Below are 2,463 nucleotides of genomic sequence, written 5' to 3'. Positions count from 1 at the left end.
AGGTTTTGTCGGATTTGATTTGTTCTTTATCGGAATGGCGTTGCTGTTTTCGAACATGGTAAATGTCATCTTTTCCTGCATGCTGTTATTCCTCCTTCACCTTCAAATATTGGAAGAGGAGAAGTTCCTATCCAAAGCATTTGGAAAAGAATATTCAGATTATCAGAAGAAAACGAGAAGGTATTTTTGAAAGAAGCAGTTTCAAAAGCTGAGATCCAATTTGTAGCTTACAGAGGCGAACAAAAATGGACAATCTAAAAAAGAGCGATTATCTATTTACGGGATGCATGAGGAGGGATGGTTATGTCGGGCAGCAATACGTTCTCTTTGATTGCGTTATTTGCCTTGAGCGCTATGGTCGTGAACAGCATCGGCATTTGGGTCATCTATAAAAATAAGCAGTGGGTCGACCGGAACATCGAATATTTCATGTGCTTCGCGGCCGGCGTCCTGATTGCCTCGCCGCTGATCATCGCCTTTCCGGAGGCGCTAGAGAAAAATGCGGATGCCGGTTTGGCTGCCTTAGCAGGATTTATCTTCATGTTCTTCAGCAATAAATACATCAAACACAGGACGCAGCAAGCCGAGTTGGCTTTTGGTATCGTTGCCCTCGAAGGCATCGGCATCCACTCCTTTGTGGATGGCATCATCTATGCCGTCGCTTTCAGTATCAGTACAGCTACTGGCGTGATGGCAGGGATCGGTTTGATCGTGCACGAGTTTGCGGAGGGTGCGATCACCTTCTCGGCGTTGGTTAAAGCCGGGGTGAGCGGGAAAAAGGCTATCATCTATGCGTTTCTGGTTGCCGCTTTGACGACGCCACTTGGGGCTTTCATCGCTTATCCATTCGTGACCGGCCTGAATGACGCCGTTCTCGGACTTGCCCTTGGTTTTGCAGTCGGGGTTTTGATCTATGTTTCCGCAGCGCATCTGTTGCCGGAAGCTGAAGAGCACGACAAGGAGCACTCGTACTTGGCTTTCCTGTGCGGTGTCGCTTTAGCGCTATTCATTATGTTCACCGAGCGGTAATCTGAAACGAAAGGAGCAGGAATGATGGCAGTCTTCAACAATATCGCAACACAGTACGACGAATGGTATAGTCAAAAGAAAGGTGCATTCGTAGATAGAATCGAGACCGATTTGGCATTTGGCATGCTAAAACTGGAGCCGGGGATGAAGGTGCTGGATGTGGGTTGTGGTACCGGGAATTTCAGCATGAAGTTGGCTGGAATGGGGTGTGTCGTCACTGGAATCGATGTTTCCGAAGAGATGCTGAAAGTCGCCTGGGGAAAAGCGGCTGAACTGGATTTGTCCATTTCCTATCTTCAGATGGATGCGACGGAGCTGGCATTCGAAGACGGCGCATTCGATGTCGTACTCGCGATGGCTGCCGTCGAATTCATCGAGGACACAGCTCGGGCAGTAAAAGAAATGTTCCGGGTAGCAAAGGTTGGCGGACAGATTTTGATAGGGACCATCAATGCGGATAGTGATTGGGGCGATTACTATCAGGCCAAAAAATTGCAGGAAAATTCGATCTATCGCTACGCTGATTTCAAGACCATTGAGGATTTGAAGGCGTGGAATCCGGAGAAATTGGCAGAAACAGGGGCATGCCTATTCAGCCCTCCGTTTGCGGATGAGGAAGAGTTTACCATCGAGAGGGAAAAGGAGCTTTACGAAACAATTCAGGGTGGATACATATGTGCGCTATGGAGAAAGTGACTAAATACGGGCCTTCACCTCATACATCGCATTTGTGTTCACATTTTGTACGCAATACTGTTGGATTCCAGACAAAATGTAGGCGCTTAAAAATGCTATAATGAACTGGAAATATATTTCTAGGAGGTCTGTGTTTATGAAAGATGAAAATTGCGCTTATTGCATGGAAGGCGAAATGGTGTTGGCTTTCGGATATCCTTGCTGCGAATTGCCTTACAGTAAAGTCTATGTTTTTAAAGAACAAAGCCACAAAGGCCGTGTGATCGTTGCCTACAAAGACCACGTGAGCGAATTGGTGAACATCACGGATGAGGAGCGCAACGGCTACTTCGCGGATATCGCCACAGTTGCGAACGCGCTGCACAAAGCCTTCAGCCCTGAAAAAGTGAATTACGGCGCTTACGGCGATACCGGCAAACACCTGCACTTCCACTTGGTGCCAAAATACAAAGACGACGCCTTCGAATGGGGCTCGACTTTCGACATGAACCCAGGCCGCGTGACCTTGACGGACGATGCGTACGAAGCATTGGCTGAACAAATCCGCACAAACATGTAGAGCGTGATGAATCCGAATTAAAAAAGCTGGCTCCAGGCGGAGTCAGCTTTTTGCTTTACCCAAAAGAAAAGAGTCCCAATCACTTCAATAAACAAATTATCAACAAATCAGGCAGTCCAATGAGAGGGCCTTTGGATGTAAAAGGGCAGCAAGGTCTTTTCATCACCTTTGGCCGAATT

The 2,463-nt window shown here is 47.4% G+C and carries 4 protein-coding genes; all 4 read left to right on the top strand.

Annotation, left to right across the window (positions count from 1 at the left end; all coding sequences use genetic code 11):
- A partial coding sequence (locus tag WBV27_RS08985) for a methyltransferase family protein (RefSeq protein ID WP_424201341.1) occupies positions 1–190 on the top strand: 190 nt, incomplete at its 5' end.
- 113 nt (positions 191–303) lie between these two features.
- Positions 304–1,029, top strand: a complete 726-nt coding sequence (locus tag WBV27_RS08980) for a ZIP family metal transporter (protein WP_424201339.1) — start codon at positions 304–306, stop codon at positions 1,027–1,029.
- A 24-nt stretch (positions 1,030–1,053) separates the two neighbouring features.
- Entirely contained in the window at positions 1,054–1,725 is a 672-nt protein-coding gene (locus tag WBV27_RS08975) for a class I SAM-dependent methyltransferase (RefSeq protein WP_424201337.1), read from the top strand.
- Between the two features lie 136 nt (positions 1,726–1,861).
- Positions 1,862–2,284 carry an HIT family protein gene (locus WBV27_RS08970; protein ID WP_086628466.1) on the top strand — a complete coding sequence of 141 codons (423 nt, stop codon included), beginning with the start codon at positions 1,862–1,864 and terminating at the stop codon, positions 2,282–2,284.
- Positions 2,285–2,463: the final 179 nt, after the last annotated feature.

It is taken from the genome of Trichococcus sp. (genome assembly GCF_049589555.1).
Lineage (GTDB): Bacteria > Bacillota > Bacilli > Lactobacillales > Aerococcaceae > Trichococcus.
Note: the sequence above shows the minus strand (reverse complement) of the source record. Positions and strands in the feature narration are given on the sequence as shown.

Excerpts from the sequence above, each read along its gene's own strand:
- WBV27_RS08970 (WP_086628466.1), top strand. The coding sequence starts at position 1,862 with ATGAAAGATGAAAATTGCGCTTATTGCATGGAAGGCGAAATGGTGTTG.
- WBV27_RS08975 (WP_424201337.1), top strand. The coding sequence starts at position 1,054 with ATGGCAGTCTTCAACAATATCGCAACACAGTACGACGAATGGTATAGT.
- WBV27_RS08980 (WP_424201339.1), top strand. The coding sequence starts at position 304 with ATGTCGGGCAGCAATACGTTCTCTTTGATTGCGTTATTTGCCTTGAGC.